The organism is Streptococcus infantis, from assembly GCF_047465525.1.
In the GTDB taxonomy this organism is placed as follows: domain Bacteria; phylum Bacillota; class Bacilli; order Lactobacillales; family Streptococcaceae; genus Streptococcus; species Streptococcus infantis_R.
In genome coordinates this window covers 99,370-106,112 of the sequence record NZ_JASGZS010000004.1, presented here as the reverse complement: position 1 = coordinate 106,112, position 6,743 = coordinate 99,370, and the positions used below count along the sequence as shown (strand labels likewise).

Below are 6,743 nucleotides of genomic sequence, written 5' to 3'. Positions count from 1 at the left end.
GAACCACGATATTATACAAACTAGAATAAGGACTGACATCCATAGTTAACTGATTATCAAGCATCATTTCACCTCATCTCTAGTATAACAAAAAAGCCATCTATTGGATGACTTTTTCAGTGGGCTCCATGCAAGTCATGTTGTTTTTTTGTTTCTCGAAAAAAGATAAGATTTTGAAATTTTACAGTTGATTTTACGAATAAAGAGATGAGAACAAAAAAGGAGGGTTACTGATGTATGTGACAGGTATTTATCCGTGGTTGATCAAGTGGTTTTTAAAATAAGTTTGACTTAGTTGTTTATTTTAAAATTATTTTATCGAATAGATAAGTAAGAAGAAAAGGAAAGGAGTCTGATTAATGTATTTACCAATTTTACTTCCATGGTTTATCAAATTGTATTTTAAATAAATTAAATTTATTCATTCATTTTAAAATGATTTCTCGAATAGATAAGTGAGAAGAAGAGGAAGGAGATTAGAAATGATTATTTCAGTTATTTATCCAATTTGGCTTTTGAAATGGTTTAAAGGCTAAAAATCGCAAATAAAAAACTATGAACATAAAGGAGAAAAGATGACAAACTTTGACAAAATGGAACAGAACTTTGTAGCTCTTACGGAAGAAGAGCTGATGGAAGTGGATGGGGGAGTTGCTTGGGAGGTGGTCTCTGTGGGTATTGCAATTGGTTGGGGGATTTACCAAGTTGGTGAAGCTGCTGGTAAAACGTTCTACTATATTACTCATCCATAGTTTTTGATAAATATGAGCAAGAAAACATTTTGGATTATACTACTCGTTATTACAATTGTGGTGACTGCCGTTGGTTTAGGATTATCTGCATATAATTATTATGTTTTTGATAGACCTTTTTTCAATAGTACTACTAAAGGACTGTTGTCTGCGTTTGTTATGAGTGTATTGATGATTATTATTGGTGTATTAAAAGAAAACTAATTTTTATTATTAAAATGGAGGATAAACATGTCGAATTTACAAACTATTGAACAAAATTATACTACGTTAAGTGATGTTGAACTGCAAGGAGTCAATGGTGGAGGAGTGGTACTTTTAATTGGTGGTGGTATTTTGTCTGTTGGACTATTAGCTTGGGGTGCGTATAATGGTTATCAGTCTGCATCACGAGGTGGATAAAAAGCTAGTAAATTCTTTATAAGAAAGCAGGAGTCTGCTATGAAAAAATTTTTATTGGGATTTGCTGAAGGTTATTTTATAGTGTCAGTCATTATCTATATCGCAACGTATTTGATTTTGAAAAAACCGATCAATACCTTGTTTTATCCAGAAAACTATCCAATTCTGCTTGGTCTGTTTTATGTAGGATACAAGTATCAAACAAAAGGAAGTAAGATTGGGAATTGATGGACCATCAAAATGGAGTTTGAGATGAAAGTCGTTCAAGTGTTACAAAAAGCTTGGCTAGAGTTTACTGTATGCTGCAGTTCGATGGTTTATATCATTGTTAGAATAGTCGCTGATGTAAACAAAATAAATCTACCTACATGGTTTGAAAATTTTGACATGCCTACAATTTCACTATTCTTGATAGTATTTATTTTACTTTATAGAAGTGAAGAAAAATATGATAAAGGTTGATTAAATAGATCTGAACTTTGTGGCTCCAGTATTAGGGCAATCTTGGGGAATGTTTGGGTGTTAAGCTGATGAACTGTAGTCTGATTTTAGTTAGAAAGATATTCGTATGTTTAAAAAAGAAGTGATATTATTAGGGCTGCTTCTACTAGTACGTATTGTACTTTCTATCATGCAAGTTTTAATAGACTATAAACTATTGCTAGGAAAGTATAGTATAAATTTCATGGAACTTTCAGATTTATTCTCTTATCCCCTACTTTTTTTAATTATTTACATAGCAGTAAAATATCATGCTATCCAGAAAATAAGAGGTAAAGAAGATAATCAGGATGGAAATGAATAAGACTTTAAAATTTTTTCTAACATTCCTTTTCTTATTTCTGATGAATCTTTTGCTTTTTAAAGTACTTGCTAGTCTAGGCTTTCAGCTGACAATGAGTGAAAAAAGCTATCTTGTACCTCCCTTGTTTTCATTTATAGTTTTGTATATGATTGACAAAAATTGGAAAAGATAAGAAATATTAATCATTATATTTTCTAGGTAGGACGTTTGTTCTACCTATTTTTATTTAGGAAAAAGTGCTGTTCAGGTGAGGATATTGTTTTTTTAGAAATAATTTTCTATTTGCTTTTTTATTTGGATAAAATAATCTTACAAAGTTTTCTTTGGAGATTGTTAGGAAAAGGAGTAGGATATGAAATTTAGTAAACGGCATTATCGTCCTCAGGTAGATCAGATGGACTGCGGTGTGGCTTCATTAGCCATGGTCTTTGGTTATTATGGTAGTTATTATTCTCTGGCTCACTTGCGAGAGTTGGCCAAGACGACCATGGATGGGACTACGGCTTTAGGCTTAGTCAAGGTTGCTGAGGAGATAGGTTTTGAGACGCGAGCAATAAAGGCGGACATGAGCTTGTTTGATTTGCCGGATGTAACCTTTCCTTTTGTGGCTCATGTGCTTAAGGAAGGGAAATTGCTCCATTATTATGTGGTGACTGGGCAAGACAAGAACAACATTCATATTGCAGATCCAGATCCTAGTGTTAAGCTGACCAAGATTTCTCGTGAGCGCTTTGCTAAGGAGTGGACAGGAATCACTATTTTTATGGCCCCATCTCCGACTTATAAGCCTCATAAGGAACAAAAAAATGGTCTGCTCTCCTTTATCCCTATATTAGTGAAACAGCGAGGTTTGATTGTTAATATCGTTTTGGCGACCCTCTTGGTAACCTTGATTAACATTGTGGGTTCTTATTACCTTCAATCAATCATTGACACTTATGTACCAGATCAGATGCGTTCAACCTTGGGCATTATCTCAATAGGGCTAGTCATCGTTTATGTCCTTCAGCAAATCTTATCTTATGCCCAGGAATATCTTTTACTTGTTTTGGGGCAACGCTTGTCCATTGATGTGATTTTGTCTTATATCAAGCACGTGTTTCATTTGCCCATGTCCTTTTTTGCGACACGCAGGACAGGGGAAATCGTGTCTCGTTTCACGGATGCAAATAGTATCATCGATGCGCTGGCTTCGACTATTCTGTCAATCTTTTTGGATGTATCTACTGTCTTGATTATTTCAGTAGTTCTATTTTCGCAGAATAGCAATCTCTTTTTCATGAGTTTACTAGCCCTTCCTATCTACACAGTGATTATCTTTGCTTTTATGAAGCCCTTTGAAAAGATGAATCGGGATACCATGGAAGCCAATGCGGTTCTGTCTTCTTCTATCATTGAGGACATCAATGGCATTGAGACGATTAAATCCTTGACTAGTGAAAGCTCCCGTTATCAAAAGATTGACAAGGAATTTGTGGATTATCTGAAAAAATCTTTTACCTATAGTCGGGCAGAAAGTCAGCAAAAGGCTCTGAAAAAGCTTGCCCAGCTCTTGCTCAATGTTGGCATTCTCTGGATGGGGGCTCTCTTAGTTATGGACAATAAGATGAGTTTGGGCCAGTTGATCACCTATAATACCTTGCTTGTTTATTTTACAAATCCTTTGGAGAATATCATCAATCTGCAAACCAAACTTCAGACAGCGCAGGTTGCCAATAACCGTCTGAATGAAGTTTATCTGGTTGCATCTGAGTTTGAGGAAAAGAAAACAGTCTCAGATTTGAGCTTGCTAGAAGGAGATATGACTTTCAAGCAGGTTCACTACAAATATGGCTATGGTCGAGATGTTTTGTCGGACATCAATCTAACCATTCCGCAAGGCTCTAAAGTGGCTTTCGTGGGGATTTCAGGATCGGGTAAGACGACCTTGGCTAAGATGATGGTTAATTTTTACGATCCAAGTCAGGGGGAGATTAGTCTGGGTGGCGTCAATCTCAATCAGATTGATAAAAAGGCTCTGCGCCAGTATATCAACTACCTGCCTCAGCAACCCTACGTTTTTAATGGAACAATCTTGGAGAACCTTCTTCTTGGAGCTAAGAAGGGGACGACCCAGGAGGATATATTGAGAGCAGTGGAGTTGGCAGAGATTCGGGAGGATATTGAGCGGATGCCACTGAATTACCAGACAGAATTGACTTCGGATGGAGCGGGCATTTCAGGTGGGCAACGTCAGAGGATCGCTTTGGCGCGTGCTCTCTTAACTGATGCGCCTGTCTTGATCTTGGATGAGGCGACCAGCAGTCTGGATATTTTGACCGAGAAGCGAATTGTCGATAATCTGATGGCTTTGGATAAGACCTTGATTTTCATCGCCCACCGCTTGACCATTGCTGAGCGGACAGAGAAGGTTGTCGTTTTGGATCAGGGCAAGATTGTCGAAGAGGGGACACATATGGATTTACTGGCTCAGGGTGGCTTTTACGCCCACCTGGTGAATAGTTAGAGAGGAGAAAAGATGCAATCAGAATTTTTAGAAAGTGCTGAGTTTTACAATCGTCGTTACCATAATTTTTCTAGTTATGTGATTTTTCCAAGCTTTATCTTGTTTTTGTTCCTGCTAGTCTTTTCAATCTTTGCACAAAAGGAGATAAGCTTGACAGCTGGAGCTACGGTAGAACCTGCTCGTATTATTGCTACCATTCAGTCTAGTAGTAATAGCAAGATTGTGGCCAATCATTTGGCTGAAAATAAATTTGTCAAGCAAGGGGATCTTCTCGTTCAATACCAAGAGGGAGCAGAAGCCGTTCAGGCTGAGAATTATGCCAGTCAGTTGGAAATGCTCAAGGATCAGAAGATTCAACTGGAGTATTTAAAAGCAAGCCTTCAAGCAGGAAGTGATCAATTTCCAGAAGCGGACAAATTTGGTTATCAGCATAGTTTTTTAGATTATCTAAATCAAGCTGCTAGTCTGAGAAGTCAGGTTGAGCAACAAAATGCTAGTATATCATCTCAAAATGCAGCAGCTAGTGGTAGTCAGGCAGAGTTAGACAATCTCATCGGTGAAACCCAGTCCAAAATTAAAGAATATCAGCAAGCCAAATCCGCTATTCAGGGTGATGGACACTTAGAGAGTGATCATCCAGCTTATGCCATTTATCAGTCAACAAAAGAGCAGGGATCAGAAGCCAAACAGCAGGCCTTATCTCAGCTAGATGCTCAAATCACTCAGCTGGAGTCAACTCTTGCAGGTTATCGAGTACAGTATGCAGGTTCAGGAGCCCAGCAAGCTTATGCATCTGGATTAGGAAGTCAGTTGGAGTCATTAAAATCTCAGCAACTAGCCAAGGTAGGTCAGGAATTAACGCTCTTGGATCAGAAAATTCTTGAAGCGGAGTCAGGTAAAAAGATTCAAGGAAATCTTTTAGACAAGGGGAAAATTACAGCAACAGAAGATGGTGTTCTACATTTGAATCCTGAGCATAGTCGATCTACCATCATTCCAGAAGGAACGATCCTCGCTCATCTTTTTCCGCAGTTGGCTAAAGAGAGGAAGGCAAAACTAACAGCTTATATCAGTTCTAAGGAAGTGGCTGGTCTCAAGCATGGAAATGAGGTACGATTTACAACGGTAACGGATGCCAATAAGCAGCTAGTATTGACCTCCAAGATTACCAATATCGATACCAGTGCGACTCAGACAGAAAAGGGCAATTTCTTTAAATTAGAGGCAGAGACGGATTTGAATGCTGAACAAGCAGAAAAACTTCGTTATGGACTTGAAGGGCGTTTGACTATGATTAGAGGTAGGAAGAGTTTTTTACGCTACTATCTTGACCGCTTTTTGAAACGAGAATAAGGTTCGCATTCTAACTCAAATCAATCTTAGAAAATCGCAAGTGAAAATTCGTTTGCGATTTTTCTGTACTTTTTCAGACATGACACCAAATATAGTTCGTGAAATATTTGATTTTTACTTATCATTGTGATAAAATTAGCTCAAGTAATACGAAAGGCGAACAAGAAAATGTCCAGCAAACTTATTTATACGGGAAAAGCTAAAGATATCTATACTACAGAAGACGAAAATGTGATTAAGTCGGTCTACAAGGACCAGGCCACTATGCTGAATGGAGCTCGCAAAGAGACCATTGAGGGTAAAGGTGTGCTGAATAATCAGATTTCGTCTCTTATTTTTGAAAGATTAAATGCGGCTGGTGTGGCGACACACTTTATCGAACGTATTTCTGACACAGAACAACTTAACAAGAAGGTTTCAATCATTCCTTTGGAGGTTGTTCTTCGTAATGTGACTGCGGGTTCTTTCTCAAAACGTTTTGGTGTGGAAGAAGGTTTGGACTTGGAGACTCCAATCGTTGAATTTTACTACAAAAACGATGATTTGGACGACCCATTCATCAATGATGAGCATGTCAAGTTCTTGGATATTGCTAACGATGAGCAAATCGCTTATATCAAGGAAGAAACGCGTCGAATCAATGAATTGCTGAAAGATTGGTTTGCACAAATTGGTCTTCGATTGATTGACTTCAAATTGGAATTTGGTTTTGATAAGGATGGCAAGATTATCTTGGCAGACGAATTCTCACCAGATAACTGCCGCCTTTGGGATGCTGAAGGGCACCATATGGACAAGGATGTTTTCCGTAGAGATTTAGGCAGTTTAACGGATGTATATAAGGTTGTATTAGAGAAATTGCAGGGCTTGAAGTAACCTTTTACTTGGTCTTCACTATGATCTTTAAGTAGAAATAGATAAAGGA

Annotated in this window: 9 protein-coding genes; all 9 read left to right on the top strand. The window is 37.8% G+C overall.

Annotated elements, in window-relative coordinates:
* The first annotated feature begins 575 nt into the window (after nucleotides 1–575).
* The 9 genes from QM374_RS02415 (at nucleotide 576) to purC (ending at nucleotide 6,694) form a co-directional block, all read left to right on the top strand.
* The gene (locus QM374_RS02415) at nucleotides 576–752 is read left to right on the top strand and encodes a class IIb bacteriocin, lactobin A/cerein 7B family (RefSeq protein ID WP_049526785.1); all 177 of its coding nucleotides are present in this window, start codon (nucleotides 576–578) and stop codon (nucleotides 750–752) included.
* 231 nt (nucleotides 753–983) lie between these two features.
* On the top strand, nucleotides 984–1,154 hold the full coding sequence (locus QM374_RS02410; protein ID WP_414310760.1) for a H354_08695 family bacteriocin-like peptide: 171 nt from the start codon (nucleotides 984–986) through the stop codon (nucleotides 1,152–1,154).
* Nucleotides 1,155–1,193: 39 nt separating this feature from the next.
* A complete protein-coding gene (locus tag QM374_RS02405) occupies nucleotides 1,194–1,382 on the top strand; it encodes a hypothetical protein (protein ID WP_049549432.1) in 189 nt (62 codons plus the stop codon).
* Between the two features lie 24 nt (nucleotides 1,383–1,406).
* Nucleotides 1,407–1,616, top strand: a complete 210-nt coding sequence (locus tag QM374_RS02400) for a hypothetical protein (RefSeq protein WP_049531242.1) — start codon at nucleotides 1,407–1,409, stop codon at nucleotides 1,614–1,616.
* A gap of 106 nt (nucleotides 1,617–1,722) precedes the next feature.
* Nucleotides 1,723–1,959, top strand: coding sequence for a hypothetical protein (locus QM374_RS02395; RefSeq protein ID WP_373115410.1), 237 nt, complete (start codon nucleotides 1,723–1,725; stop codon nucleotides 1,957–1,959).
* Entirely contained in the window at nucleotides 1,952–2,131 is a 180-nt protein-coding gene (locus tag QM374_RS02390; protein ID WP_414310759.1) for a hypothetical protein, read from the top strand. Before QM374_RS02395 ends, QM374_RS02390 begins: the two co-directional genes overlap by 8 nt.
* A gap of 180 nt (nucleotides 2,132–2,311) precedes the next feature.
* Nucleotides 2,312–4,465: a peptide cleavage/export ABC transporter ComA gene (gene comA, locus QM374_RS02385; RefSeq protein WP_414310758.1), complete on the top strand. Its 2,154-nt coding sequence runs from the start codon at nucleotides 2,312–2,314 to the stop codon at nucleotides 4,463–4,465.
* A 12-nt stretch (nucleotides 4,466–4,477) separates the two neighbouring features.
* Complete coding sequence (locus tag QM374_RS02380; RefSeq protein WP_414310757.1) at nucleotides 4,478–5,818, top strand: bacteriocin secretion accessory protein; 1,341 nt, start codon at nucleotides 4,478–4,480, stop codon at nucleotides 5,816–5,818.
* Between the two features lie 168 nt (nucleotides 5,819–5,986).
* Nucleotides 5,987–6,694 (top strand): phosphoribosylaminoimidazolesuccinocarboxamide synthase, encoded by a 708-nt coding sequence (gene purC, locus QM374_RS02375; protein WP_414310756.1) that lies wholly within the window; start codon nucleotides 5,987–5,989, stop codon nucleotides 6,692–6,694.
* The last annotated feature ends 49 nt before the right edge of the window (nucleotides 6,695–6,743 follow it).

What these genes read in the sequence shown, in the direction of transcription:
- QM374_RS02395 (WP_373115410.1), top strand. Translation starts at nt 1,723, where the DNA reads ATGTTTAAAAAAGAAGTGATATTATTAGGGCTGCTTCTACTAGTACGT.
- QM374_RS02405 (WP_049549432.1), top strand. Translation starts at nt 1,194, where the DNA reads ATGAAAAAATTTTTATTGGGATTTGCTGAAGGTTATTTTATAGTGTCA.
- QM374_RS02380 (WP_414310757.1), top strand. Translation starts at nt 4,478, where the DNA reads ATGCAATCAGAATTTTTAGAAAGTGCTGAGTTTTACAATCGTCGTTAC.
- QM374_RS02415 (WP_049526785.1), top strand. Translation starts at nt 576, where the DNA reads ATGACAAACTTTGACAAAATGGAACAGAACTTTGTAGCTCTTACGGAA.
- QM374_RS02390 (WP_414310759.1), top strand. Translation starts at nt 1,952, where the DNA reads ATGAATAAGACTTTAAAATTTTTTCTAACATTCCTTTTCTTATTTCTG.
- QM374_RS02410 (WP_414310760.1), top strand. Translation starts at nt 984, where the DNA reads ATGTCGAATTTACAAACTATTGAACAAAATTATACTACGTTAAGTGAT.
- QM374_RS02400 (WP_049531242.1), top strand. Translation starts at nt 1,407, where the DNA reads ATGAAAGTCGTTCAAGTGTTACAAAAAGCTTGGCTAGAGTTTACTGTA.
- purC (WP_414310756.1), top strand. Translation starts at nt 5,987, where the DNA reads ATGTCCAGCAAACTTATTTATACGGGAAAAGCTAAAGATATCTATACT.
- comA (WP_414310758.1), top strand. Translation starts at nt 2,312, where the DNA reads ATGAAATTTAGTAAACGGCATTATCGTCCTCAGGTAGATCAGATGGAC.